The following is a 23,618-nucleotide window of genomic DNA, read 5'->3' on the forward strand; positions in this document are numbered from 1 at the left end:
CCTTTAATTCTGGGCCGACTTTCCGGGCGGTCTAAACGAAAAACCCCGCCCGGTTTGCGCCGGCGGGGTTTTGGAATCGTGTGTTCCGGACCCTACGGCGCTATGCCGACGACCACCACCACACGCACGACGACGACCGCGGCAGATGGCGCGGTGCGTAGTAGAGTCGATGTCAGCATGGCTGGGTTCATTAGGGACCTGTTGTGTTGTGTATTTATTAGCTGAATTTATACAAACACAGCTTGTGCGGCGTGACAATCGTTTTATCGCAGCGGCGATGAAAATGCGTGAACGATCACGTTTCATTGCAAAACAAAAACGCTGCCGGATCACGGTTAAGTGTTACAGTTGTATGACAATTCACCACCAGATCCGCTATGACGCTCTCTGTTTTCTGCATTCTATTATTCGCTGCCCTGCTGCATGCCAGCTGGAACGCCATCGTAAAAGCCGGAACGGATAAACTCTACGCCGCCATTAGCGTTAGCGGCTCCGCCACGCTTATCGCCCTGATCCTGCTGCCTTTCTCGCCGCAGCCCTCTGCCGCCAGCTGGCCTTTTTTAGCGATCTCCTGTGCTTTACAGGTGGTGTATACGGTGCTGGTGGCAAAAACTTACCATGTCTCTGATATGAGCCAGACCTATCCCCTGATGCGCGGTACGGCCCCGTTGCTGGTGGCGCTGATTAGCGTCCTGGCATTAGGGGATACGCTTTCGTGGCTCGCCTGGGCTGGGATCGGCGTCATCTGCCTGTCGATACTGGCCATGGCGCTGAATGGCCGGATGCAGTCACGCAAAGGGGTCTGGCTGGCGCTGCTGAACGCCTGCTTTATCGCCGGATATACGCTGGTGGACGGCACCGGCGTGCGTCTGTCTGACACCGCGCTGGGTTATACGCTGTGGACCTTCTTTATGAACGGTTTTTGTTTGCTCTGCTGGGCGATGGTGGCGCGCCGTCGCGAAGCGTCCAGCTACCTGCGCCTGCACTGGAAGAAAGGGCTGTTTGGTGGCGTGGGAACCATGGGATCGTACGGCCTGGCGCTGTGGGCAATGACCCAGGCCCCGCTGGCCGTGGTTGCGGCCCTGCGTGAAACCTCGATACTTTTTGGCGCGCTTATCGCTTTTTTACTGTTAAAAGAGCGAGTTGCTGGCGTGCGCATCGCTGCCGCGCTGGGGATTGCCGGCGGGGCTATTCTGCTGCGTCTGGCATAAAGAACAGGCAATATTTGTTGCCAACATTGTTCATAAATCCTGCCTTTTCGCTTTTGTTCATTCATCACTCTGATGCTTAACTTATCGCCGTACTGTGGTAGATTTCTCGCGCATTTATGGAATGTGTAGTGACTTATTCTTTATTTCTCTCATTTGGCAAAAGTATTCAGCGACATGAAAAGACAAAGGAACGTTAACTTATTGTTGATGCTGGTATTACTAGTGGCGGTCGGCCAGATGGCGCAAACCATCTACATTCCGGCCATTGCCGACATGGCAAAGGCGCTTCACGTCCGCGAGGGCGCAGTGCAGAGCGTGATGGCCGCCTATCTGCTAACCTATGGCCTCTCCCAGCTCGTCTATGGTCCCTTATCCGATCGCGTAGGACGTCGCCCGGTTATTTTAGTGGGCATGAGCATTTTCATGGTGGCGACATTCGTTGCTATAACGACCCATAGCCTGACCGTATTAATTGCTGCCAGCGCGCTGCAGGGAGTCGGCACCGGCGTCGGCGGCGTCATGGCGCGTACCTTACCGCGCGATCTGTATGAAGGAAGCCAGCTTCGTCATGCCAACAGCTTGTTGAATATGGGGATCCTGGTAAGCCCGCTGCTGGCCCCGCTGATTGGCGGCCTGCTCAATACAGCGTGGTCCTGGCGCGCCTGCTACGCCTTTCTTCTGGTGCTGTGCGTGATAGTGGCCTTTAGCATGGGGCGCTGGATGCCAGAGACCCGACCCACGGGCGCACCGCGTACTAAACTGTTTACCAGTTACAAAGTGCTTTTCGGCAGCGGGTCGTTCAACTGCTATCTGCTGATGCTGATCGGCGGACTGGCCGGAATCGCGGTGTTTGAAGCCTGCTCCGGCGTACTACTGGGCGCAGGGCTTGGGCTGAGCAGCATGGCGGTAAGCATCCTGTTTATTCTGCCGATCCCGGCGGCCTTCTTCGGCGCATGGTTTGCTGGACGCCCGGCCAGGCGCTTCTCCACGCTGATGTGGCAGTCGGTGATAAGCTGTCTGTTGGCAGGCCTGATGATGTGGATCCCTGGCCTGATTGGCGTGATGAACGTCTGGACTCTGCTGATCCCAGCGGCCTTGTTCTTCTTCGGCGCGGGAATGCTCTTCCCGCTCGCCACCAGCGGGGCGATGGAGCCGTTCCCCTACCTCGCCGGTACGGCGGGCGCGCTGGTGGGGGGTTTACAGAATATCGGCTCCGGCGCGCTGGCATGGCTCTCTGCTATGATGCCGCAGACCGGCCAGGCTAGTCTCGGTTTACTGATGACCCTGATGGGACTGCTGATTTTACTGTGCTGGTTGCCGCTGGCATCGCGCGTGCCGCATCACGAGCAGCCTGTTTAACGTTATGATGGCCCGGCTTCTCGCCGGGCTTTTCACACCCGGGGGCGATCATTGTCTTCAGCAGCGGTTCGGCGATGGGACGCCATGCCCCCTCCTCACCATCATAAAACTGTGTATCGGCATTGATAGCATAAGGTATTTTCGCCTGCTGTAGCTCACAGGCCATAAAGGTCGCAAAGGCCACTTGCGACGCGGTGGGGGCTACGCGGCTCGATCCACCCACGCCCCAGCCGCCCACCCAGCTAACGTGTCCGGTTTTTTGCTGCCAGCGCAGCGCGATATTAATGCGATTGCGGATAGCCGCTTTCTCCGCCGCCGTCCCCGATGTCCACGGGTATCTGCCATTGTTTTTCAGCGGTCCCCACGGGAAGATATGCCACTCCGCCAGGAGATAATTTTGGCTGTGCGCGGGTAGCTTCAGATTAGCGAGATCCTCCGGGGCCGCTCGCAGGCGCGGCGCGATAAAGATCATGCGCTGGGCGTTAATATCATGAATGACCTTAACTGTTTTTTCGTAGACGCGGTTGAGCGAGACGAGATTATGATCCAGCCTGTCTGCGGGTTCATAAATAAGATCGAAGCCTAACTGCGGCGAGCTGTTGCCAAAATAGTGCGCAACGGCAATCCACCAGTTTATGACCTCTCTTTCATTGGCGGGTTGTGGATCGTTTTTATACTCATCGGCCTGAAAAGAGATTACAGGGATCACACCGTACCGCTCGCAGGCCTCCACCAGCTTACGCAGGTGAATAAGCCGCGCCTCCGTCGGCTCCCCGGCTACACGGATGCGTACATGGCGGATCCCGTGCGCGGCAAAATCCCGCACTACTAACGGATCGAACTCGCGGATGCCGCGCTCGGTGCGCGCCCAGTCAACGTCCATACCCACGCCAAGCTGCGTCGCATAACGTGCGGCCGTCAGCGGCGGCTCGGCATAAACGGCAGAGGTAACAAGCAGTAACGCAGCAGCGATCGAAAACGTATACACGGTTAGCCTGAGAAGATGAGTTAACGCACCGCTATTTTTTAGCACGCTTTTTTAACCGGCGTGTAGCGCCGCGAAAAGAAATAGCGCGATCTGCTGGAGATGGGTAGCAGCAAACAGCAGCGCCAGCGAGAGCACGCCTAACGCAACCAGAAGCTTGTCCCGTACCGCTGACGTGCGCAAAAAGTCGCTGCGGCCCACGTCCATCAGGTTGCGCTTCAGGGTGTAGCGCCAGAGGATCAGCGCCACCGCCGCCAACAGGGCAATGGCAACCCAGAAGGCCGCGCCAGCCTGCTGCCCGTTGTGCTTTACCGCCAGCACCAGCAGCGCGCCGTAGCCCAGCAGGGTGCGCAGCCAGGCAAGCGACGTGCGCTCGGGCTGCAGGCCGGGGTCCTGCACGCGGCGGGCTTTGCGGCTATCCGGCATAGAAGACCAGCGCCATCACTACCGCTGCCACGACGAGCAGCATGATGCTGATAACCAGCAGGCTGTAGGTATAGGGGAGATCCTGCTTCAGGCGCATCGCCTTCTCATTGCGCAGCCAGCGCAGGTAGCCAAAAATCGCCAGCCCGCCGGAGGTGAGGCAGAGCAGCAGCGCCAGCAGCTCGCGAATAAACGGCGTGGCGAAATCCGGTGCAAGCTGATCGAGGCCCACCCCCGCCGCCAGAAAGCCCAGCGCGGTGCGGATCCAGGCGAGGAAGGTGCGCTCGTTTGCCAGAGAGAAGCGGTAGTCCGGCGCTTCACCGAGGCGAGAAATTTTCATGCGGTTTCCTTGTGGTTGGCCTGGCTTTAGCTCGGCAACGACTGTTTCAGGAGGCTAGTGCCTCTTCATAAGCGGTATGCAATGTTCTGATCCTGCCGATATCGGTGTCATTTGAACAAAACTCCAGGCTATTACAGTGGGCACTACAGTACAAGCTTCAGCTGGTTAAGATCGACTTTAAACACGTCTTTCATGATATCTACTAATGCCGCCTTGTTCGGTGCTTCAATTTTTCGACTTTTCACGATGCCCGAATCGTCTCTGTAGAGCGTGTAGGCCTCACCCTCTTTAAGCTGTGACAGCACAATAGACGAGTGGGTAGTGATATAGAACGTGGTGTTAGGAAAAAGCGTCTTCAGGAGCGGGATAATATTTGCCTGCCACGTCAGATGCAGGTGGCTCTCAATTTCATCAATGAACACGATCCCTTTTACGTTTTGCAGGTTAGTCTCATTGGTAAAATAGCCGTAGCCGGAGACAATGGCCTGAATGAGCTTGAGAATAGAGGCAAAGCCCGAGCTAAGCTGGCTCAGTTCTCGCTTCTGGTTTTCAATTTTGAGGCTGACGCGATCGTCCCCGCCGATCTCCATAAATTCGGGATCGATACGGCTATCGATTTCAGAGAGCAGACGAATGACCGTTTTAATCTCGACGTCCCGGTTATCCTCTTTTTTCTGATAGGGATTGGACGATCGGGCTAAGGTGATAAACCACTCTTCAATACTGGTGCCCATATTGAGAGAGCTAAAGTCGGTTTTCATTTTCCGGATAAGGTCAGAGATATAATACTCTCTACGCTGTTTAAACGTTCCCAAAGATTGGTTATGTGATAACTCGCTATTTCTTATCACTCCCCTAGCCTGTGCGCCTAAAAAAACCACTGGCACGTTATGCGAAAGATGATTAAAGAAAGTGTCATGCCAATCTGAAATAACGTATGTAATATCTTTTTTAAGGTTTATAACCTGATGTGGCACTAACTGGCTCAGGAAAGATTGAAATCTAAAGTCGCTACCTTTAAACGCATTCGAGCTTTCCGCCACTGCTTGATGACTAAAAAAAGCGACCTGAAACAGAGCCTCGAGGGTCTTGGTCTTACCCACGCCGTTCTCACCAATGAAAGTATAGATATGCTGGTCCGGCTCAAGATCCAGCTGAACACGGCCAACGCCGGTAAGCCCTGCAAATTCCAGTTTTTCGCCTAACATTTCAGCCTCCAGAATGCTTGTCTGGAGTCAGTGTATCCCTTCCCCCATGGCCTGGCAAAAAACAAAAAAGGCCCCAAACGGGGCCTTTTTACATCGTCAAGCTTAGCTATTCAGCGCCGGGCGCTCGCTGATGGCGATGCGCTGGGGAGCGATAGCTTCCGGCACGTTGCGGCTGATATCGATATGCAGCAGCCCGTTATTGAACGTGGCACCGGAGACCTCCATATGATCGGCCAGGGTAAAGCTCAGGCTGAACGGCTGGATCACCAGCCCCTGATGCAGCCACTTCGGCTCGTTGGCCGGTTTTTCCGGCGTGCCTTTGACGCTGAGGCGCGTGCCCTCCAGCTGGATCTCCAGATCGTCCTGACGGAAACCGGCCAGCGCAAGGGTAATGCGGTAGTGGTTGTCGTCGCTCTTCTCGATGTTATAGGGCGGGAAGGTCTGGCCTTCGCTGGCGTTTTGCAGGGCGTTGGCCAGTTTGTCAAAACCGATCCATTGACGCAGCAGCGGGGATAAATCGTAGTTACGCATGGTGTTTCTCCTTCTTTGAAGCAAGAAATGTTCTACGCATCAAGTGACGCGCATCTGCTCCCAGACGGCGAGCAAGGTGTAATCTGGGCCGCCGTGGCGACCCGGGGAATTAGTTAATTTCGATACGGCGCGGTTTTTTCTCTTCTGGAATGACACGTTCCAGTTCGATAAACAGCAGGCCGTTGACCAGGTTAGCGCCACGAACGTGAATGTTCTCAGCAATCTGGAATTTACGTTCGAAGTTACGTTCGGCAATGCCCTGATAGAGATAGCTACGCTCTTTCTGCTCGGTCGCGCGAGCGCCTTTCACCACCAGCAGGTTGTCCTGAGCGGTGATCTCCAGTTCGCTTTCGGCAAAGCCAGCCACGGCAATCGCGATGCGATAGTGGTTTTCGTCAACGAGTTCAACGTTGTACGGAGGATAGCCGCCGTTACTCTGGCTCTGATTGTTTTCTAACAGGTTAAACAGGCGGTCAAAACCAATGGCAGAACGATAAAGCGGAGAGAGATCGAAGTTACGCATACAATAAGCTCCTGAAATCAGCGAGAAATTTTTGAACCTTCCACTATGGACAGGCTCTTAGAACCAGAACACCCCGCAGGCATGTTCTTCCGGCTACGTTGTAAAAATGGGTGCAGCGGGAAAATTTTCAAGGGCCAAAGTCTGACTTTTTTTTGCACTTTCTCACTCAGTGCTTAGACTGGATTACGACACTTAACGTTAAATTGCGATTGCCGCCACAGAGCGGCACACGAAAGCTATTCATTTCCCTTAAGGGTCGCTATAAGCAAGGAGTGCACGATGATAAGAAAAAAACCATCATGAAAAATATTCTGTTAAAAGTGGCGATTGTCAGCGGAATGGTGACGCTGGGCGGCTGCTCCAGCGTGATGTCACATACCGGCGGCAAAGAGGGACTCTACCCCGGCACACGCGCCAGCTCAAAAATGTTGATGGATGATGACGCGAACCTGGCGGTGAAATCATTCGTGGTGCTGGATATGCCGTTTACTGCCGTAGCCGATACGCTGCTGCTGCCCTGGGATATGTTCCGCAAAGACAGCTCGGTAAAATCTCGCGTCGAGAAAGCGGAGGCGGCCAATCTGGCGACCAACTCTGTGATTCCCCCTGCGGCCATGCCCGCACCTTAAACTCGCTCTTACTGATTAGAGGCCGGTATCGGCCACCCAGAGCTGGCGGAAGCCTGCGACCGGTGCCATCCACGCGATCTTCTTACCGTTTGGCGAGAAGACTACCGCATCGGCCGAGGGCTGATGCGCGGGGTTATCATCGGTTAAAAACATGATTGCGCCAGTCGCGCTATCGCAAAGCACCAGCCGATTCTCCAGCACAAAGCCAAGCGCTGCGCCGGAGGGGTGCCAGTTAAACGCTGACTGGATGTCCGTAGCATTATGGGTTAGCTGACGCGGCTCGCCGCCCTCTGCGGCAATCAGCCAGAGCTGCACTACTCCTGCATCGTCACGCATTAGAAAGGCGATCTTGGTGCCCTGCGGGTTGCTGCGCACCCAGTGGCGCGGCATGTTGACCAGCCCCGGATAGCGACGCGAGTGGGTAAAGGTGAGACGCCGCTGCTGCACCCCCGCAGGCGGTGACGGCATCGTGTCTGGCGTTCCGGCCAGCGGGGCCTCTCCCGCCTGCTTCCAGCCCTGCTCGTCAGTGGGCAGGTCGACGATAAACAGCTCAGGCACCTTCTCACCGTCTAACGCCAGCGTATCGCCAATAAAAGCCAGCCTGCCATTACCTACCCAGCCCTCTTCATAGGCACGGTTGATCTCATCGCTGCCGGGCGCAGGCGTTGGCGTCGTGCGGCTGACCAGCACGCACCAGTGGCTGCCAGCATACTCGCGCGGATGGCTGCCCCCAGGCGTGACCGGGCCAAAGGGCACGGCAACGCCAATGTTGCGCAGATCCAGCCCAGGGTCCCGCTCGTGCAGCACATGATCGTTATAGGTAAAGCTGACCTTGTCGCCGTCCGGACTGAAGACATGCACATGGCTGCCACCGCGTAGCGCGCCAGGCGTATAGGGTTCGGTGATATCCAGCGCATCGAGGTTGCTCGCCCTGCCGTTTTGCACAATCACGCCCTGGCGATGGTGAAAGTCGTACTGCCAGCTATCGTCCGGATTTTGCGGCCCGTGAATAAAGACATATTTCTCTTCGCGCGGATGAACGGTCACCACGCCAACGTGCGCACCCTGGGTCGCAGTGTAGAGCGTCTCTACCTCGCTGGTTTCCACGTTGACGCGCTCGATGGTCGCTCCGGTAAAGGAGGCGCCTGAGGGACGCACATCAAACACCAGCCACTGGCTGTCGGGGGTCCAGGTATTGATATTGGTAAGCTGATGATTGCGGAGAGCGAAGGTAATTTGTTTCATGAGGATACCCTGATGCGCAGATGTCGCATCAGGGTATAGCATTGCGGGGGTTTAGCCTACGCGTTTCACCTCACCCACCAGCAGGATGTAGGAGAGTGCGCCAAGCAGCGCCACGGCAGAGATATAGACCAGCGCCGGGGCAAAACCATAATCCTGCGCCAGATAACCCACCACCAGCGGCACGGTGATGCCGCCGAGGCCGCCGACAAAGTTAAACATGCCGCCGGTAAGGCCAATCAGACGCATCGGCGCAAGAGAGGAGACCAGCGACCAGGTGATCGACGCAAAACCATTGCCGAAGAACGCAATCGCCATCAGGGTCATAATCCACACCGGATCGTTGGTATAGTTGGCTCCCATGATGCAGGTGGAGATCAGCAGCCCGCAGATGATCGGCGTTTTACGTGCCGCGCCAAGGGAGAAGCCTTTTTTCACCAGCTTATCGGCCAGCCAGCCGGAGAGCAGCACCCCTACGAAGGCGGCAAGGAACGGCACGGTGGTCATAAAGCCCGCTTTCAGCGCGGTGATGCCCTTCTCCTGGGTCAGATAGTTCGGGAACCAGGTGAGGAAGAACCACAGCGTTGAGGTCACGGCGAACTGACCAAGGTAGACGCCCACCAGCTTGCGATTGAACACCAGCTTCCAGTCCGCTTTGCTTAGAGGCTGACGCGCCTCTTTTTTAACCGGGGCATCGCCATCAACCAGTCCACCACCATCACGAATGTAGTCCAGCTCCGCTTTGCTGATGCCTTTGGTCAGGCGCGGCGGCTGATACACTTTAATCCAGATCAGCGACCAGATAATGCCTATCCCGCCGGTGATGATAAACACCCAGTGCCAGCTCAGCATCTCCTGGATCCAGATCAGCATCGGAGTCAGAAACGCCAGGCCCACAAACTGCCCGGAAGTGTAGAAGCCCACCGCCGAGGCGCGCTCATGCTCCGGGAACCAGCTGGTCACCATCCGGTTATTGGTTGGGAATGCCGGGGCCTCAAACACGCCGGTGATAGCACGCAGGCCAATCAGCGACATCAAGCCGGTAGCAAAGCCCTGGAACAGGGTCGCCACCGACCAGCCCATGATGGCGATAAAGTAGGTGAGGCGTGAGCCAACACGGTCAAGGAACCAGCCGCCGGGGATCTGGCACAGGGTATAGAGCCACGCAAAGGCAGAGAAGACGTAGCCCATCTCCGCTTTGGTGATGCCAAACTCCTCCTGAATATGGGCAGATGCCACCGCCAGGTTGGCGCGGTCAACGTAGCAAATCACTACGGTAACAAAGATCATGAACAGCGTCAGATAACGACGACGTCCGGGTTTTGCAGCAGTAACTGAAATATCCATCGTAATCTGTCTCCAGATTTTGGGCATAGCGAGGCCGCTCACCATGCCCTGTAAATTACAGAGGGTGTATTTGATTTTTTAATTAAAAACTTAATTGGAATGCGTTAAATAATTCGTACTGAGGGAAGGCGGCAAGTTTTCTTATCCCCGGGAGCATACAAAAGTATGTGACCGGGGTAAGGAAACGCAGCCAACGCACCATCAGTGCGAAGTATGACGCGCATTTACCATTCGGCTACGCTGCCATCTTCATGACGCCATAACGGATTGCGCCAGTCGGTCACGTCTTTACTGCGGGCAATCACCTGCTCTTCGTCAATCTCTACGCCCAGGCCTGGCTTCATCAGCGGTTTAAAGAAGCCGCCTTCCATGTTGAAGTCCTCTTTGTTTTTCACAAAGTCGAGCAGCTCCGCGCCCTGGTTGTAGTGGATGCCCATACTCTGCTCCTGGAACACCGCGTTGTGGGAAACGAAGTCCACGTGCAGGCAGGCCGCCAGCGCAATCGGGCCAAGCGGGCAGTGCGGGGCCAGCGCCACGTCGTACGCTTCCGCCATGCCAGCAATTTTGTAGCACTCGGTGATGCCCCCGGCGTGGGAGAGATCGGGCTGGAGAATGGCCAGGCCGCCCGCTTCCAGCACGCGCTTGAACTCGAAGCGTGAGAACATACGCTCCCCGGCGGCAATCGGAATATGGGTCTGCGCGGCCAGCTTCGGATAGTATTCTGCCTGCTCGGCCAGGACCGGCTCTTCAATAAACAGCGGACGGTACGGCTCCAGCTCTTTAATTAAAATCTTCGCCATCGGCGCGCTGACGCGGCCATGGAAATCGAGACCAAATTCAATTTCATTGCCAAAGGCTTCGCGGATCTGTGCGGCGGTATTTACCGCGGCTTCGACTTTGCGGAAATCATCAATAATAGATAACTCTTCGCAGCCGTTTAATTTAAAGGTATCGAAGCCAATTTCGCGCAGTTTAGTGATGCCCGCGATGGCTTCCGCCGGACGATCGCCGCCCACCCAGCTGTAGGCCTTAATTTTATCGCGCACCAGGCCACCCATCAGCTGCCAGACCGGCGCATTCAGCACTTTACCCTTGATGTCCCACAGCGCCTGGTCAATACCGGCGATAGCGCTCATCAGGATCGGGCCGCCACGGTAGAAGCCCGCGCGGTACATTACCTGCCACAGGTCGTTGATGCGGGACGGATCCTGACCAATCAGGTATTCACCCAGCTCGTGAACAGCAGCCTCAACGGTACGCGCCCGGCCTTCGATCACCGGCTCACCCCAGCCAACCACGCCTTCGTCGGTTTCGATTTTCAGGAACATCCAGCGCGGGGGTAAACGGTAGGTGGTTAATTTAGTAATTTTCATTGCACTGCCTCTCGATACGCTTTTACAAATGCGGCTGCCTGCTGCGCGGTGCGCTCCACGGATTGCCCGGCACGATAGAGATCGCTGCCCAGTCCGGCACCGGCACAGCCTGCCTTGATCCACTGGGCCAGGTTATCCGGCGTGACGCCACCCACGGCAAACACGGGGATCTCCGGCGGAAGCACGGCCTTCAGGGCTTTGATGTAGTCCGGACCAAACGCGGAAGACGGGAATATCTTCAGCGACTGGGCACCGGCCTCAATCGCCGTAAAGGCTTCGGTCGCCGTGGCACAGCCCGGGCTGACCGCCATGCCGTATGCCACCGCCCGACGGATAATTTCCGGATTGATGTTGGGGGTCACCAGCAGGGTGCAGCCCATTTCAGCAAGCGTATCGACCTGCTCGGGCTTTAATACCGTGCCCGCGCCAATTAACGCTTTGTCGCCAAACGCTTTTACCATCGCCGGAATGCTCTCTTCCCAGCGGGGGGAGTTGAGCGGAATTTCGACCGCTTCAAACCCGGCCTCGATCACCGCCGCCACGTGGGCGTGCGCCTCTTCCGGCGTGATGCCGCGCAGAATTGCGATCAGCGGGAGTTTATTTTGCCACTGCATGAGCGATGCTCCTTATACCTGCCTGAAATGCGTCGTCGCCGCGTAGGGTCTGCGTACCGTGGCCCAGCAGGGCAAAAGCCTGTTGATAGCGCGCGGTGAGCGCTGGATTGGCGACGAGAGTGATGGTCTGCTGCGGCGCGATCCAGGCTTTCATACTCGCCACTTCGCTGCCAATCAGCAGGCCGGAAAGAAATTCGCTCACCTGTTCACGCGCAAGCGTGCCGAGCACGTGGGAGGCGCGGACTTCAAACAGGCGAGGCAGCAGTTCGGGGGCATCAAGGCCGCGGGTTAAACCGGCGGTAAAGGCGTCCGGGGAGGCCACCTGCTCGGGCAGGCCCGCGCCTACCAGCGTATGGTTGAGCAGCACGTGGTGCAGCTCGCCGGTCATCACGGTACGGAAATCACTCACCTGCTCGCTATCTGCCAGCACCCATTTGCAGTGGGTACCAGGCATGACATACACCTGGGCAGGCTGCAGATCGCGCGCGCCGAGCAGTTGGGTCTCTTCGCCACGCATCACGTTGTGGTTATCTTCCCGGCTGACGCACAATCCGGGAACAATCCAGATATTGTCGGCAACGGCGGTAAGCTGCTGGCCGATATCATCAAAGCGGGCCGGGCAAGGGAGATAGGGGACGTTGACCCAGCCGGCATTGCTGCCGACCATGCCCGCCATTACCACGGGGGTGTTTTCCTGCGCCCAACCCTCGGTGATCTGCGCTAATACCGCCTCGAAGGTCCGTCCGTTCAGGCGGGTTACGCCCGCTTCGGATTGCCTGCTCTCCAGGCACTCATCGCCCTGATAGAGCCAGGCGCGAAGATTGGTAGAACCCCAGTCGATGGCGATATAGCGTGATGTCATGTTATTTCCTTGAGCCTTTGGGTTGAGCTGGCGATCATAGTTAGCGCCGCCTGCTCTGCTGCATCGCCGTCCTGATGCCGGATCGCATCAAACAGCGCCTTATGTTCCTGAAGCGTCTTCGGCATGTTGGCCTCGTCACCGCGCCAGGTCTGTTCAAAAACTGCCCGCTGCAGGGAGCCAATCGCTACCGTCAGCTGCTGGAGGACCGGGTTGTGCACCGACTGCAGCACGGCGTCGTGATAGCGAATATCCGCTTCGTTGAACGCCTCCCGGTTCTGGTTATTGGCGATCATGTCGTTGAGCGCCGCCTCAATCTGCGCCAGATCGCTGGAGGTGGCCCGCTCGGCTGCCCAGCGGGCAATGGCCGGTTCCACCAGGTTACGTACCTCGCTCATCGCACTGATAAGCCGTGGGTCGTAGTCGTTCTCCAGTACCCACTGCAACACCTCGGTATCGAGGTAGTTCCACTGGTTGCGTGCCGCGACAAATGCTCCGCGATAGCGCTTCATCTCAATAAGCCGCTTCGCCATCAGGGAGCGAAAGACCTCCCGAATGATGTTGCGCGAGGTTTCAAACTCTTCACACAGGTCGGCCTCGGAAGGCAGCCCTGCGCCAGGGACGTATTTGCCGCTGACAATCTGCCGCCCAAGGGTGGCGATGATGCGGTCCGTTTTGGTAATGGTCATCTCAGATCCTTTAAGGAGTTGCTTTACCACTACTTTATCCCCGTTGGCGTAAAAATCCGCACTATTGAAGTACAAATATGCGAGCCGTTCGCCATACCGTGAGCAGATAGTAGTACAATCGATCTGAGTTGTACTACAATCCAGATCACAAAAACGACAACTGGTAAATAAAATGTGAAAAGCGGGTGACAATAAAAAACCCGCAGCGAGGTGCGGGCTTATGACAGGCGGGAAAAGCTAAATTTAATTCAGGACAAACTTCTCGATAGCGTAAGCCACGCCGTCTTCAATATTGGTTTTAGTCACGAAATTGGCGACCTCTTTCACCGACGGGATGGCATTGTCCATGGCAACGCCCATACCGGCATACTCCAGCATGGCGATGTCGTTCTCCTGATCGCCAATCGCCATGATCTCTTCCGGCTTGATGTTCAGCGCATCGGCCAGGGATTTCACGCCGGTGCCTTTGGTGACGCTTTTATTGAGGATCTCAAGGAAGTAAGGCGCGCTTTTCAGCACAGTGTACTTCTCTTTTACCTCTGCCGGAATGCGGGATATCGCCTGGTCGAGGATCGCCGGCTCGTCAATCATCATCACCTTCAGCAGCTCGATGGCCGGATCCATCTTCTCGGCCTCGCAGAACACCAGCGGAATAGTGGCAACGTAGGATTCGTGCACCGTGTAGTAGCTGATGTCGCGGTTGGCGGTATAAAGCGTGTTGCGATCGAGAGCGTGGAAGTGCGAGCCAACCTCGCGGGAGAGCTGTTCGAGGTAGCGGTAGTCGTCATAGCTGAGCGTAGTTTGCGCCACGGTGCTGCCGTCGCTGGCTTTCTGCACCAGCGCGCCGTTATAGGTGATGCAGTAGTCACCCGGCCTGTCCATATGCAGCTCTTTCAGGTAGGTGTGCACGCCAGCGTAGGGACGCCCGGTCGTCAGCACCACGTTGACCCCACGCTCACGCGCGGCGGCAATCGCATTTTTAACGGCAGGTGAAATGGTATGGTCCGGCAGCAGCAAGGTGCCGTCCATGTCAATTGCAATGAGTTTGATAGCCATGGGTTCCCCAGCGTAAAAGAGTTAACTCTTATGCTAGCGTGATTCTGTTCAAAAGACAGTAAGCGCGGAGAGGGAAAAGGGGGACAGGAGCGGGGCGGTATATTCCCCATTTACAAGAAGGGTAGCCCCGGCAGCATCGTGCCGCCGGGGAACAAACCGATTAGATATCGATATTCGCTGCTTTCAGGGCGTTCTCTTCGATAAACGCACGACGCGGCTCAACGGCATCACCCATCAGGGTAGTGAAGAGCTGGTCGGCGGCAATCGCATCCTTCACGGTCACGCGCAGCATGCGGCGGCTCTCCGGATCCATGGTGGTTTCCCACAGCTGCTCCGGGTTCATCTCGCCCAGCCCTTTATAGCGCTGAATCGCCAGGCCACGGCGCGACTCTTTCACCAGCCACTCCAGCGCCTGCTCAAAGCTGGCAATCGGCTGACGGCGTTCGCCACGTTCGATAAAGGCATCCTCTTCGATCAGGCCGCGCAGCTTCTCACCCAGCGTGCACAGACGACGGTACTCGCCACCGATAATGAACTCATGATCCAGCGGATAGTCGGTATCCACACCGTGAGTACGAACGCGAATAATTGGCTCGAACTGTTTCAGTTCAGCGTCTTCACGGATGTCGTACTTCCAGGTGCTGCCGTGCACGTCGTTTTCGTTCAGCGTGGTAATCAGCGCAGAGACCCAGCGGGTCACTTTCGCTTCATCTGCCAGATCGGCCTCTTCCAGCGTCGGCTGGTAGACAAGCTCTTTCAGCAGCGCACGCGGGAAACGACGCTCCATGCGGTTAATCATTTTCTGCGTGGCGTTGTACTCGGAGACCATTTTCTCCAGCGCCTCACCGGCCAGCGCAGGTGCGCCTTCGGTGGTGTGCAGGGTAGCGCCATCCAGCGCGATAGAGATCTGGTACTGATCCATCGCGTCGTCATCTTTGATGTACTGCTCCTGCTTGCCCTTTTTCACCTTGTAGAGCGGCGGCTGGGCAATGTACACGTGACCACGTTCGATAATCTCCGGCATCTGACGGTAGAAGAAGGTCAGCAGCAGGGTACGGATGTGCGAGCCATCAACGTCCGCATCGGTCATGATGATGATGCTGTGGTAGCGCAGCTTGTCCGGGTTGTACTCGTCACGGCCAATGCCGCAGCCCAGAGCAGTGATCAGCGTCGCCACTTCCTGAGAGGCCAGCATCTTGTCGAAGCGGGCTTTCTCAACGTTAAGGATCTTACCCTTCAGCGGCAGAATAGCCTGATTCTTACGGTTACGGCCCTGTTTCGCCGAGCCGCCCGCCGAGTCCCCTTCCACCAGGTAGAGTTCAGAGTGGGCCGGGTCACGCTCCTGACAGTCCGCCAGCTTGCCTGGCAGGCCAGCGAGATCCAGCGCGCCTTTGCGGCGGGTCATCTCACGGGCACGGCGCGCGGCTTCACGGGCGCGAGCAGCATCGATAATTTTACCCACTACGATTTTAGCGTCGGACGGATTTTCCAGCAGGTACTCGGACAGCAGCTCGTTCATCTGCTGTTCAACCGCCGATTTCACCTCGGAGGAGACCAGTTTGTCTTTGGTCTGGGAGGAGAACTTCGGATCCGGTACTTTCACCGAGACCACGGCAATCAGACCTTCACGAGCGTCGTCACCGGTGGCGCTGACCTTAGCTTTCTTGCTGTAGCCCTCTTTATCCATGTAGGCGTTCAGGGTACGAGTCATCGCTGCACGGAAGCCCGCAAGGTGGGTACCGCCGTCGCGCTGCGGAATGTTGTTGGTAAAGCAGTAGATGTTTTCCTGGAAGCCGTCGTTCCACTGCAGGGCCACTTCCACGCCAATCCCGTCTTTTTCGGTAGAGAAGTAGAAAATGCTCGGATGGATCGGCGTTTTATTCTTGTTGAGATACTCAACAAACGCCTTGATGCCGCCCTCATAGTGGAAGTGATCCTCTTTGCCGTCGCGCTTATCCACCAGGCGAATAGAAACGCCGGAGTTCAGGAACGACAGCTCACGCAGACGCTTGGCCAGGATCTCATACTCAAATTCGGTGACGTTGGTGAAGGTCTCCAGGCTAGGCCAGAAACGCACCACGGTACCGGTGACGTCAGTGTCACCGGTGATCGCCAGCGGTGCCTGCGGCACGCCGTGCACGTAGGTCTGCTGGTGCACTTTGCCTTCGCGGCGGATCAGCAACTCAAGCTTTTGCGACAGGGCGTTAACCACGGAGACGCCCACGCCGTGCAGGCCGCCGGACACTTTATAAGAGTTATCATCGAATTTACCGCCTGCGTGCAGCACGGTCATGATAACTTCGGCGGCTGAGACGCCCTCTTCCGGGTGAATACCGGTGGGGATCCCACGGCCATCATCCGAGACCGACACGGAGTTATCGGCGTGGATCGTCACGACGATATCTTTACAGTGACCCGCGAGCGCCTCGTCGATAGCGTTATCTACCACCTCAAATACCATATGGTGCAGGCCGGTACCGTCATCCGTGTCGCCGATATACATACCCGGGCGCTTACGCACCGCATCCAGCCCTTTCAGGACTTTGATACTGGAGGAGTCATAAGAATTCGACATCAACGTTTCTCGCTCAATTTGTCTTGGATTAGTCTGCTATTTTACCCTTTTCCACGGTGAACATCTTCGAATTTTTGTCCGACATGTCCATTACGTGTTCAGCGCTAATCGCGCTGACAAAGACCTGTGACTGGGTGGCTTTTAAACGGCTGGCCAGCAGCGCGCGCCGCCTGTCATCAAGCTCTGAGGCAAAATCATCTATCAGGTATAAACAGCGCCGCCCGCTCTCGCGGGTCAGGAACTCCCCCTGCGCCAGGCGCAGGGCGCACATCAGTAGCTTAAGCTGCCCACGAGAGAGGGTATCCTCTACCGGCGCGCCGTCGGCACGAATGCGGAAATCCGCTTTGTGCGGGCCGTGGGCAGTGTAGGTCAGCATCCTGTCGCGCTCAAAGCTGCGCGCCAGCACCTCGCCGTAGTCGGCCTCTTTCTCCCAGCCGCGCTGGAAAGAGAAGCTCAGGGAAAACTCCGGCAGAAACTGCTTACAGGTGTCCGCCATGTCCTGGGCGATGGCGGTGCTGTAGTCCGCCCGCCAGCGGCTGATCTGCTCCGCCAGCGGGATCAGCTCCTTATCCCATGGACGGAGCTGTGAGTATTGCGTTACCTGGCGCAGCGCGGCGTTGCGCTGCTTCAGGAGCCGCTTCAGGTTGCTCCAGGCGGTGAAGAACCCGGCTTCGTTATGGAAGCATCCCCAGTCGAGGAAGGCTCTTCTGTATTTGGGGCCGCCGTTGAGTAAAGTAAACCCCTCGGGGGTAATCAGCTGCATCGGCATCAGCAACGCCAGCTCAGCCACCTTGTGGCCGTCGGTGCCGTCAATGCGGACGGTGCTGTCCCCGTGTTTATCTTTGGTGAGGCCGATGGAGGTTTCACGCTCCTCGCCCTGTAGGCGGCCATGCAGGATAAATGACTCCTGCTCGTGGCGAATGACGCGACCAATCTGCAAGCTGCGAAACGCCCGGCCGTGGCCGAGCGTATAGATCGCTTCCAGTACGCTGGTCTTGCCGCTGCCGTTAGCGCCAACCAGGAAGTTAAAGCCGGGGGAGAGAGCAAGATCCGCGCTTTCGATATTGCGAAAGTCGCGGATCAACAGGCGGGTGAGCGACATTACAGTCTCATTGGCATAACAACGTAAGCCGCACTTTGGCTGGCCGCATCTTCAATCTGTACGCTCGACACGGAGTCCGTCAGCAGAATACGCACGTTTTCGCACTTCAGCGCGTTCAGTACGTCCAGCACGTAGCTAACGTTAAAGCCAATCTCCATCTCCGTCCCGGCGTAGGTAACGTCCAGAATTTCTTCCGCCTCTTCCTGCTCCGGGTTGTTAGCGGTGATCTTCAGCTGATTTTCGCTAACGTAGAGGCGCACGCCGCGGAACTTCTCGTTAGAGAGGATAGCGGCGCGGGCGAAGGCCTGCTTAAGGATATCGCAGCCGGCGTCGAGGTGCTTATCCGGGTTTTTCGGCAGCACGCGGCGGTAGTCCGGGAAGCGACCATCCACCAGCTTAGAGGTGAAGATGAAGTCACCCACGTGGGCGCGGATGTTATTGCTGCCGATCTGCACCTGCAGCGGCGTTTCCCCGCCGTCGAGCATACGCATCAGCTCAATTACGCCTTTACGCGGCACGATCACCGAATGGTTCGGCAGCGACTGCCCTACCGGCATGGAACAGACCGCCAGACGGTGGCCGTCGGTGGCCACGGTACGTAGCTCTTCGCCTTCGGTTTCAAACAGCATACCGTTCAGGTAGTAGCGAACGTCCTGATGGGCCATTGAGAACTGGGTCGCCTCAATCAGGCGCTTCATGGTCGCCTGCGGCAGGGTGAACTCTACTTCGCTCTGCCAGTCGTCGAGGTTCGGGAAGTCCGCTGCTGGCAAGGTAGACAGCGAGAAGCGGCTGCGCCCGGAGCGCACCAGCATCCGGTCCCCTTCCAGCTGCACGGCGATCTCAGCCCCTTCCGGCAGGCCACGGCAAATATCAAAGAATTTGCGCGCCGGGACGGTGGTGGCACCGGGTTCATGCGGCTGGGCCAGCACGACGCGGGCGACCATCTCCATCTCCAGATCGGTACCGGTGAGAGACAGTGCGCCATCAGCGACCTGCAGCAGCAGGTTGCCCAGGATCGGCAGCGTAGGACGGCCGCCCAGCGGGCCACTGACCTGCTGAAGCGGTTTTAATAGGTGTTCACGTTCAACGGTAAATTTCATAGCATCACGACGATAGAGTTCGGATTAAATTGGAAAAATCTTCTTTGATATCATGGCTCTCTTCACGCAACTGCTCAATTTTACGGCAGGCGTGAAGCACGGTCGTATGGTCGCGGCCGCCAAACGCATCGCCGATCTCCGGCAGGCTATGGTTGGTCAGCTCTTTGGCCAGCGCCATCGCCATTTGACGCGGACGCGCTACCGAGCGGGATCGGCGCTTGGAGAGCAGATCCGCCACTTTAATTTTGTAGTACTCCGCCACCGTCTTCTGAATATTATCGATGGTGACCAGCTTTTCCTGAAGCGCCAGCAGATCGCGCAGGGCTTCACGAACGAAATCGATGGTGATGGCACGGCCGGTGAAGTTGGCGTTGGCAATCACGCGGTTCAGCGCCCCCTCCAGCTCACGCACGTTAGAGCGCAGTCGCTTGGCAATAAAGAACGCCACCTCGCCTGGCAGACGAATATCGTTTTCGTCGGCCTTTTTCATCAGGATCGCCACGCGGGTTTCTAGCTCCGGCGGCTCGATTGCCACGGTCAGCCCCCAACCAAAGCGCGACTTCAGACGATCCTCAACGCCGTTGATCTCTTTTGGATAACGATCCGAGGTGAGAATGATCTGTTGGTTGCCTTCCAGCAGGGCATTAAAGGTGTGGAAAAACTCCTCCTGGGAGCGCTCCTTATTGGCGAAGAACTGGATGTCATCGATCAGCAGGGCATCTACGGAGCGGTAGTAGCGTTTGAACTCCTCAATGGCGTTGTTCTGCAAGGCCTTTACCATGTCCTGCACAAAGCGCTCGGAGTGCATATAAACCACTTTGGCGTTGGGCTTGCGCGCCACGATGCCGTTACCCACCGCATGCAGCAGGTGGGTCTTACCAAGACCCGTACCGCCGTAGAGAAACAGCGGGTTATACGCCCCGCCGGGGTTATCTGCCACCTGGCGAGCCGCCGCCCGGGCCAGCTGGTTCGATTTACCTTCAACGAAGTTATCAAACGTATGCTTAACGTTGACGTTAGAGCGATAGGTTGGCTCCGCCGGGGCGGGAACATTGTCCCAGCTTGAACGCGGCGCAGGGGCTACGCGAGGCATCTGCACCGCCGCCACCTGAGCAGGCGCAGCGACGCTTGCCGGCTCCTTTAGGGTATGGGCGACCGGCCGGGTACCCACTTCAAAGCGCAGCTGTGGCGTATCCGAGCCACAGAACTCGTTCAGCAGTCCGTTGATATTATTGAGGTACTTGTCCCTGACCCAATCGAGTACAAAACGGTTTGGCGCATACAAAGCCAGCGTGTTGTCACTCAGTTCCGCCTGCAACGGGCGGATCCACATACTAAATTCTGTGGCTGGTAACTCATCCTGCAGTCGGGCAAGACACTGCTGCCAAAGCGAAAGTGACACGGCGGACTCCACTCGAACAAAAGTCGATAATAAAAGACGAAAGCTGAAATTAATGATTGTAGACACACGTCGAAAAGACCCCTGAAGGGTGACGTGCGAACCGCTATTTGCGGTTTTTGCCCCGATCCGGATCCGGGGACAAAGGATCGGGACCGCGGATCATAACGTAAACCGCCGAAGAGATCTTCTGTTTCTCACAGATTCTTCACGATTTATCCACAGGACGATCCGAATCGGCTAAGTGTAAACGATCCTGGCGCCGGTGCGGCACGATTTAGGCCGCATATTGGAAAAATTAATGAGGATCGATAAAAATTTACCTAAACGATCTAATGAAGATCCTGGAGGATCCTTGCGCTTTGGCCCTCAGCCCGTATAATCCTCCACCCGGCGCGCGCTGCTCGATTTCTTGCGTCGACTGCCGTCTACTTTTCAGGCAAAAACGGTGGAATTTAGGCGGTATATAAGGAAAGAGAATTGACTCCGGAGTGTACAATTATTACAATCCGGCCTCTTTAATCATCAACACTGAGGCGTAAGACGTTGGCACTGCCCAGCGGACCGACGCGAAATTCAGTGAATTCATTCAAGTTTAGGTAGAAATCGCCATGAAACGCACTTTTCAACCGTCTGTACTGAAGCGCAACCGTTCTCACGGCTTCCGTGCTCGTATGGCTACTAAAAATGGTCGTCAGGTTCTGGCACGTCGTCGTGCTAAAGGCCGCGCTCGTCTGACCGTTTCCAAGTAATAAAGCTAACCCTGAGTGGTTAAGCTCGCATTTCCCAGGGAGTTACGCTTGTTAACTCCCAATCATTTCACATTCGTCTTCCAGCAGCCACAACGGGCTGGCACGCCGCAAATCACCATCCTCGGCCGCCTAAATTCGCTGGGGCATCCCCGTATCGGTCTTACCGTCGCCAAGAAAAACGTTAAGCGTGCGCATGAACGCAACCGGATCAAACGTCTGACGCGTGAAAGCTTCCGCTTACGCCAGCATGAACTGCCAGCAATGGATTTCGTGGTGGTGGCGAAGAAGGGGGTTGCTGACCTCGATAACCGTGCTCTCACGGAAGCGTTGGAAAAACTATGGCGCCGCCACTGTCGCCTGGCTCACGGCTCCTGATAGCCCTCATTCGGGTTTATCAGCGCCTGATCAGTCCGCTGCTTGGGCCGCACTGTCGTTTCACACCGACCTGTTCTCAATATGGAATTGAGGCATTGCGCAGGTTCGGGGTGATAAAAGGCAGTTGGTTGACGGTGAAACGCGTATTAAAATGCCACCCTTTACACCCGGGTGGTGACGACCCCGTCCCGCCAGGACCTTTTAATACCAGAGAACACTAACGATGGATTCGCAACGCAATCTTTTTGTCATCGCTTTGTTGTTCGTGTCTTTCATGATCTGGCAAGCCTGGGAGCAGGATAAAAATCCTCAGCCTCAGACGCAGCAGACCACGCAGACTACGACCACCGCAGCGGGTAGTGCCGCAGACCAGGGCGTACCGGCCAGTGGCCAGGGGAAACTCATTACCGTTAAGACCGACGTGCTGGAGCTGGTCATCAACACCCGTGGTGGTGATGTTGAGCAGGCGCTGCTGTTGGGCTACCCGAAAGAGCTGAAGTCTACCGAGCCGTTCCAGCTGCTGGAAACCACGCCTGAGTTTATCTACCAGGCACAGAGCGGCCTGACCGGTCGTGACGGCCCGGATAACCCGGCAAACGGCGCGCGTCCGTTGTATAACGTTAACAGCGATACCTTTGTGATGGCCGACGGCCAGAACGAACTGGCGATCCCGCTGACCTACACCGACGCCGCAGGCAACACCTTCACCAAAACCTTCACCCTGAAACGCGGTGATTATGCGGTGAGCGTGGGCTACAACGTGGCGAACAGCAGCGCGAAGCCGCTGGAGCTCTCCACCTTTGGCCAGCTGAAGCAGTCCATCAATCTGCCCGCCCATCGTGATACCGGCAGCAGCAACTTTGCCCTGCATACCTTCCGCGGTGCGGCCTACTCTACGCCTGACGAGAAGTACGAAAAATATAAATTCGATACTATCGCCGACAACGAGAACCTGAACGTGTCCTCTAACGGCGGCTGGGTCGCCATGCTGCAGCAGTATTTTGCCACCGCATGGATCCCGCGTAGCGACGTCGCGAACAACTTCTATACCGCTAACCTGGGCAACGGCGTAGCTGCTATCGGCTATAAATCTGCGCCGGTACTGGTACAGCCTGGCCAGACCGCGGCGCTGACCAGCACCCTGTGGGTCGGCCCGGAAATTCAGGACAAGATGGCTGCCGTTGCGCCGCATCTGGACCTGACCGTGGATTACGGCTGGCTGTGGTTTATCTCTCAGCCGCTGTTCAAGCTGCTGAAGTGGATCCACAGCTTCCTGGGCAACTGGGGCTTCTCCATTATCATCATCACCTTTATCGTTCGTGGCATCATGTACCCGCTGACCAAGGCGCAGTACACCTCCATGGCGAAGATGCGTATGCTGCAGCCAAAGATTCAGGCTATGCGTGAGCGTCTGGGCGATGACAAACAGCGTCAGAGCCAGGAGATGATGGCCCTGTATAAAGCTGAGAAGGTTAACCCGCTGGGCGGCTGCTTACCGCTGGTTATCCAGATGCCAATCTTCCTTGCGCTGTACTACATGCTGATGGGCTCCATTGAGCTGCGCCATGCGCCGTTCGCCCTGTGGATCCATGACCTGTCTGCACAGGACCCGTACTACATCCTGCCGATCCTGATGGGCGTGACGATGTTCTTCATCCAGAAGATGTCGCCGACCACCGTGACCGACCCGATGCAGCAGAAGATCATGACCTTTATGCCGGTCATCTTTACGGTCTTCTTCCTGTGGTTCCCGTCTGGTCTGGTGCTGTACTATATCGTCAGCAACCTGGTGACCATTCTGCAGCAGCAGATGATCTACCGCGGTCTGGAGAAACGTGGCCTGCATAGCCGCGAGAAGAAGAGCTCCTAATACGCTTCATTCTTTAGACAAGGCGGTCAAATGACCGCCTTTTTTATTTTGGAATT

General features: G+C 56.6%; 25 protein-coding genes and 1 other annotated feature. Of the genes, 7 read left to right on the forward strand and 18 right to left on the reverse strand.

Annotated features, from left to right (window positions below; translation table 11 throughout):
• Nucleotides 1-92 precede the first annotated feature (92 nt).
• Nucleotides 93-191 (reverse strand): ilvB operon leader peptide IvbL, encoded by a 99-nt coding sequence (gene ivbL, locus RTN40_RS09380; protein WP_144818304.1) that lies wholly within the window; start codon nt 189-191, stop codon nt 93-95.
• A 186-nt stretch (nt 192-377) separates the two neighbouring features.
• On the opposite strand from ivbL, the gene RTN40_RS09385 reads away from it, so the two are divergent.
• Both RTN40_RS09385 and emrD read left to right on the forward strand, forming a co-directional pair.
• On the forward strand, nt 378-1,211 hold the full coding sequence (locus tag RTN40_RS09385; RefSeq protein WP_312228220.1) for an EamA family transporter: 834 nt from the start codon (nt 378-380) through the stop codon (nt 1,209-1,211).
• Between the two features lie 174 nt (nt 1,212-1,385).
• On the forward strand, nt 1,386-2,570 hold the full coding sequence (emrD, locus tag RTN40_RS09390) for a multidrug efflux MFS transporter EmrD (RefSeq protein WP_312228221.1): 1,185 nt from the start codon (nt 1,386-1,388) through the stop codon (nt 2,568-2,570).
• Here the strand turns inward: emrD and RTN40_RS09395 are convergent.
• The 6 genes from RTN40_RS09395 to ibpA all read right to left on the reverse strand — a co-directional run bounded on the left by RTN40_RS09395 (nt 2,473) and on the right by ibpA (nt 6,580).
• Nucleotides 2,473-3,558, reverse strand: coding sequence for a cellulase family glycosylhydrolase (locus tag RTN40_RS09395; RefSeq protein ID WP_312228222.1), 1,086 nt, complete (start codon nt 3,556-3,558; stop codon nt 2,473-2,475). The genes emrD and RTN40_RS09395 overlap by 98 nt on opposite strands.
• 51 nt (nt 3,559-3,609) lie before the next feature.
• Nucleotides 3,610-3,981, reverse strand: coding sequence for a DUF202 domain-containing protein (locus tag RTN40_RS09400; RefSeq protein WP_312228223.1), 372 nt, complete (start codon nt 3,979-3,981; stop codon nt 3,610-3,612).
• Nucleotides 3,971-4,318, reverse strand: a complete 348-nt coding sequence (locus RTN40_RS09405; protein ID WP_312228224.1) for a DUF202 domain-containing protein — start codon at nt 4,316-4,318, stop codon at nt 3,971-3,973. The genes RTN40_RS09400 and RTN40_RS09405 overlap by 11 nt, the downstream gene beginning before the upstream one ends.
• 143 nt (nt 4,319-4,461) lie before the next feature.
• The gene (locus RTN40_RS09410) at nt 4,462-5,526 is read right to left on the reverse strand and encodes an AAA family ATPase (protein WP_312228225.1); all 1,065 of its coding nucleotides are present in this window, start codon (nt 5,524-5,526) and stop codon (nt 4,462-4,464) included.
• 102 nt (nt 5,527-5,628) lie between these two features.
• Nucleotides 5,629-6,057, reverse strand: coding sequence for a small heat shock chaperone IbpB (ibpB, locus tag RTN40_RS09415; protein ID WP_103820562.1), 429 nt, complete (start codon nt 6,055-6,057; stop codon nt 5,629-5,631).
• 109 nt (nt 6,058-6,166) lie between these two features.
• Nucleotides 6,167-6,580: a small heat shock chaperone IbpA gene (gene ibpA / locus RTN40_RS09420; protein ID WP_042393452.1), complete on the reverse strand. Its 414-nt coding sequence runs from the start codon at nt 6,578-6,580 to the stop codon at nt 6,167-6,169.
• Nucleotides 6,574-6,648: a sequence feature (ROSE (Repression Of Heat Shock gene Expression) occurs in the 5'-region of heat shock genes and acts as an RNA thermometer to modulate expression.), on the reverse strand. Its footprint overlaps the gene before it by 7 nt.
• Before the next feature lie 231 nt (nt 6,649-6,879).
• Between ibpA and RTN40_RS09425 the strand changes: the two genes are divergently transcribed.
• Entirely contained in the window at nt 6,880-7,209 is a 330-nt protein-coding gene (locus RTN40_RS09425) for a YceK/YidQ family lipoprotein (protein ID WP_312228226.1), read from the forward strand.
• Between the two features lie 15 nt (nt 7,210-7,224).
• Here RTN40_RS09425 and RTN40_RS09430 read toward each other — a convergent pair whose 3' ends face one another.
• The 11 genes from RTN40_RS09430 to dnaA form a co-directional block, all read right to left on the reverse strand.
• A complete protein-coding gene (locus tag RTN40_RS09430) occupies nt 7,225-8,454 on the reverse strand; it encodes a DUF3748 domain-containing protein (RefSeq protein ID WP_312228227.1) in 1,230 nt (409 codons plus the stop codon).
• 51 nt (nt 8,455-8,505) lie between these two features.
• Complete coding sequence (locus RTN40_RS09435; protein WP_312228228.1) at nt 8,506-9,843, reverse strand: MFS transporter; 1,338 nt, start codon at nt 9,841-9,843, stop codon at nt 8,506-8,508.
• Nucleotides 9,844-10,022: 179 nt separating this feature from the next.
• Nucleotides 10,023-11,171: a galactonate dehydratase gene (dgoD, locus tag RTN40_RS09440; RefSeq protein WP_312228229.1), complete on the reverse strand. Its 1,149-nt coding sequence runs from the start codon at nt 11,169-11,171 to the stop codon at nt 10,023-10,025.
• Nucleotides 11,168-11,785, reverse strand: coding sequence for a 2-dehydro-3-deoxy-6-phosphogalactonate aldolase (locus RTN40_RS09445; RefSeq protein WP_312228230.1), 618 nt, complete (start codon nt 11,783-11,785; stop codon nt 11,168-11,170). Before RTN40_RS09445 ends, dgoD begins: the two co-directional genes overlap by 4 nt.
• Nucleotides 11,769-12,647, reverse strand: coding sequence for a 2-dehydro-3-deoxygalactonokinase (locus tag RTN40_RS09450; RefSeq protein WP_312228231.1), 879 nt, complete (start codon nt 12,645-12,647; stop codon nt 11,769-11,771). The genes RTN40_RS09445 and RTN40_RS09450 overlap by 17 nt, the downstream gene beginning before the upstream one ends.
• Nucleotides 12,644-13,333 carry a D-galactonate utilization transcriptional regulator DgoR gene (gene dgoR, locus RTN40_RS09455; protein ID WP_312211650.1) on the reverse strand — a complete coding sequence of 230 codons (690 nt, stop codon included), beginning with the start codon at nt 13,331-13,333 and terminating at the stop codon, nt 12,644-12,646. The genes RTN40_RS09450 and dgoR overlap by 4 nt, the downstream gene beginning before the upstream one ends.
• A gap of 243 nt (nt 13,334-13,576) precedes the next feature.
• Nucleotides 13,577-14,389: a sugar-phosphatase gene (gene yidA / locus RTN40_RS09460; protein ID WP_312228232.1), complete on the reverse strand. Its 813-nt coding sequence runs from the start codon at nt 14,387-14,389 to the stop codon at nt 13,577-13,579.
• 160 nt (nt 14,390-14,549) lie between these two features.
• The gene (gene gyrB, locus RTN40_RS09465) at nt 14,550-16,964 is read right to left on the reverse strand and encodes a DNA topoisomerase (ATP-hydrolyzing) subunit B (protein WP_312228233.1); all 2,415 of its coding nucleotides are present in this window, start codon (nt 16,962-16,964) and stop codon (nt 14,550-14,552) included.
• A gap of 28 nt (nt 16,965-16,992) precedes the next feature.
• A complete protein-coding gene (recF, locus tag RTN40_RS09470) occupies nt 16,993-18,066 on the reverse strand; it encodes a DNA replication/repair protein RecF (protein ID WP_312228234.1) in 1,074 nt (357 codons plus the stop codon).
• Nucleotides 18,066-19,166: a DNA polymerase III subunit beta gene (gene dnaN / locus RTN40_RS09475; RefSeq protein ID WP_312211646.1), complete on the reverse strand. Its 1,101-nt coding sequence runs from the start codon at nt 19,164-19,166 to the stop codon at nt 18,066-18,068. Before dnaN ends, recF begins: the two co-directional genes overlap by 1 nt.
• 4 nt (nt 19,167-19,170) lie before the next feature.
• Nucleotides 19,171-20,568: a chromosomal replication initiator protein DnaA gene (gene dnaA, locus RTN40_RS09480; RefSeq protein ID WP_312228235.1), complete on the reverse strand. Its 1,398-nt coding sequence runs from the start codon at nt 20,566-20,568 to the stop codon at nt 19,171-19,173.
• A 608-nt stretch (nt 20,569-21,176) separates the two neighbouring features.
• Here dnaA and rpmH point away from each other — a divergent pair.
• Genes rpmH through yidC form a run of 4 tightly spaced genes read left to right on the forward strand, consistent with a single transcriptional unit; the run spans nt 21,177 to nt 23,562 of the window.
• Nucleotides 21,177-21,317 (forward strand): 50S ribosomal protein L34, encoded by a 141-nt coding sequence (rpmH, locus tag RTN40_RS09485; RefSeq protein ID WP_000831330.1) that lies wholly within the window; start codon nt 21,177-21,179, stop codon nt 21,315-21,317.
• A gap of 15 nt (nt 21,318-21,332) precedes the next feature.
• Entirely contained in the window at nt 21,333-21,692 is a 360-nt protein-coding gene (rnpA, locus tag RTN40_RS09490; RefSeq protein WP_042393473.1) for a ribonuclease P protein component, read from the forward strand.
• A complete protein-coding gene (gene yidD / locus RTN40_RS09495; RefSeq protein WP_015966614.1) occupies nt 21,656-21,913 on the forward strand; it encodes a membrane protein insertion efficiency factor YidD in 258 nt (85 codons plus the stop codon). Before rnpA ends, yidD begins: the two co-directional genes overlap by 37 nt.
• A gap of 2 nt (nt 21,914-21,915) precedes the next feature.
• Nucleotides 21,916-23,562: a membrane protein insertase YidC gene (gene yidC, locus RTN40_RS09500; RefSeq protein ID WP_312228236.1), complete on the forward strand. Its 1,647-nt coding sequence runs from the start codon at nt 21,916-21,918 to the stop codon at nt 23,560-23,562.
• Nucleotides 23,563-23,618: the final 56 nt, after the last annotated feature.

The sequence above is a fragment of the Pseudescherichia sp. genome, from assembly GCF_031987975.1.
Lineage (GTDB): Bacteria > Pseudomonadota > Gammaproteobacteria > Enterobacterales > Enterobacteriaceae > Pseudescherichia.

What these genes read in the sequence shown, in the direction of transcription:
- yidA (WP_312228232.1), bottom strand. Translation starts at nt 14,389, where the DNA reads ATGGCTATCAAACTCATTGCAATTGACATGGACGGCACCTTGCTGCTG.
- rpmH (WP_000831330.1), top strand. Translation starts at nt 21,177, where the DNA reads ATGAAACGCACTTTTCAACCGTCTGTACTGAAGCGCAACCGTTCTCAC.
- recF (WP_312228234.1), bottom strand. Translation starts at nt 18,066, where the DNA reads ATGTCGCTCACCCGCCTGTTGATCCGCGACTTTCGCAATATCGAAAGC.
- ivbL (WP_144818304.1), bottom strand. Translation starts at nt 191, where the DNA reads ATGAACCCAGCCATGCTGACATCGACTCTACTACGCACCGCGCCATCT.
- RTN40_RS09410 (WP_312228225.1), bottom strand. Translation starts at nt 5,526, where the DNA reads ATGTTAGGCGAAAAACTGGAATTTGCAGGGCTTACCGGCGTTGGCCGT.
- dnaN (WP_312211646.1), bottom strand. Translation starts at nt 19,166, where the DNA reads ATGAAATTTACCGTTGAACGTGAACACCTATTAAAACCGCTTCAGCAG.
- RTN40_RS09400 (WP_312228223.1), bottom strand. Translation starts at nt 3,981, where the DNA reads ATGCCGGATAGCCGCAAAGCCCGCCGCGTGCAGGACCCCGGCCTGCAG.
- RTN40_RS09385 (WP_312228220.1), top strand. Translation starts at nt 378, where the DNA reads ATGACGCTCTCTGTTTTCTGCATTCTATTATTCGCTGCCCTGCTGCAT.
- RTN40_RS09450 (WP_312228231.1), bottom strand. Translation starts at nt 12,647, where the DNA reads ATGACATCACGCTATATCGCCATCGACTGGGGTTCTACCAATCTTCGC.
- dgoD (WP_312228229.1), bottom strand. Translation starts at nt 11,171, where the DNA reads ATGAAAATTACTAAATTAACCACCTACCGTTTACCCCCGCGCTGGATG.
- ibpA (WP_042393452.1), bottom strand. Translation starts at nt 6,580, where the DNA reads ATGCGTAACTTCGATCTCTCTCCGCTTTATCGTTCTGCCATTGGTTTT.
- RTN40_RS09445 (WP_312228230.1), bottom strand. Translation starts at nt 11,785, where the DNA reads ATGCAGTGGCAAAATAAACTCCCGCTGATCGCAATTCTGCGCGGCATC.
- RTN40_RS09435 (WP_312228228.1), bottom strand. Translation starts at nt 9,843, where the DNA reads ATGGTGAGCGGCCTCGCTATGCCCAAAATCTGGAGACAGATTACGATG.
- emrD (WP_312228221.1), top strand. Translation starts at nt 1,386, where the DNA reads ATGAAAAGACAAAGGAACGTTAACTTATTGTTGATGCTGGTATTACTA.
- ibpB (WP_103820562.1), bottom strand. Translation starts at nt 6,057, where the DNA reads ATGCGTAACTACGATTTATCCCCGCTGCTGCGTCAATGGATCGGTTTT.
- RTN40_RS09425 (WP_312228226.1), top strand. Translation starts at nt 6,880, where the DNA reads ATGAAAAATATTCTGTTAAAAGTGGCGATTGTCAGCGGAATGGTGACG.
- yidC (WP_312228236.1), top strand. Translation starts at nt 21,916, where the DNA reads ATGGATTCGCAACGCAATCTTTTTGTCATCGCTTTGTTGTTCGTGTCT.
- RTN40_RS09405 (WP_312228224.1), bottom strand. Translation starts at nt 4,318, where the DNA reads ATGAAAATTTCTCGCCTCGGTGAAGCGCCGGACTACCGCTTCTCTCTG.
- gyrB (WP_312228233.1), bottom strand. Translation starts at nt 16,964, where the DNA reads ATGTCGAATTCTTATGACTCCTCCAGTATCAAAGTCCTGAAAGGGCTG.
- dgoR (WP_312211650.1), bottom strand. Translation starts at nt 13,333, where the DNA reads ATGACCATTACCAAAACGGACCGCATCATCGCCACCCTTGGGCGGCAG.
- yidD (WP_015966614.1), top strand. Translation starts at nt 21,656, where the DNA reads ATGGCGCCGCCACTGTCGCCTGGCTCACGGCTCCTGATAGCCCTCATT.
- RTN40_RS09430 (WP_312228227.1), bottom strand. Translation starts at nt 8,454, where the DNA reads ATGAAACAAATTACCTTCGCTCTCCGCAATCATCAGCTTACCAATATC.